Consider the following 400-nt stretch of genomic DNA (forward strand, 5'->3'; position numbering starts at 1 on the left):
GATGGCTTTTGATCCAATCGGCCATTTGGATCAAATCATCGGTCATTGTACTGAAAGTCCGAATCTCTTTGCCCTTCGGTGTGATAGCGCAGGCTGTAACGGTTTTTTTGTGTACGTCAAGCCCGCAGCAGTGTGGATAAACTACTTGCATAAACGTACATCCCTTCTACGGCTGTAAAATTCGAGGCTGGTGCAACAACCATATTCGGGTTAATCTACCTTGCGTGCTTGCCAAACGGCAGCGACAATCTGTGGTGCACCTGGTCGTTGTGATCAGTCTACCTGACGGGTTCGAAACACCATAGTTGTACGACCTACCTTCGCCAGCCGTAAAATAATTATAGCGTACAACCCTATTTTCATCATCTGATGGTGCCGCGGTCAGCAGCATGGGGGTCTA

Annotated in this window: 1 pseudogene; it reads right to left on the reverse strand. The window is 48.2% G+C overall.

Features of this window, described 5'->3' with window-relative positions:
- Positions 1-151 (reverse strand): annotated as a pseudogene (locus FS806_RS26945) (IS110 family transposase); the annotation flags it as partial.
- Positions 152-400: the final 249 nt, after the last annotated feature.

Source organism: Paenibacillus sp. 32O-W (assembly GCF_007679495.1).
In the GTDB taxonomy this organism is placed as follows: Bacteria; Bacillota; Bacilli; order Paenibacillales; family NBRC-103111; genus Paenibacillus_L; species Paenibacillus_L residui.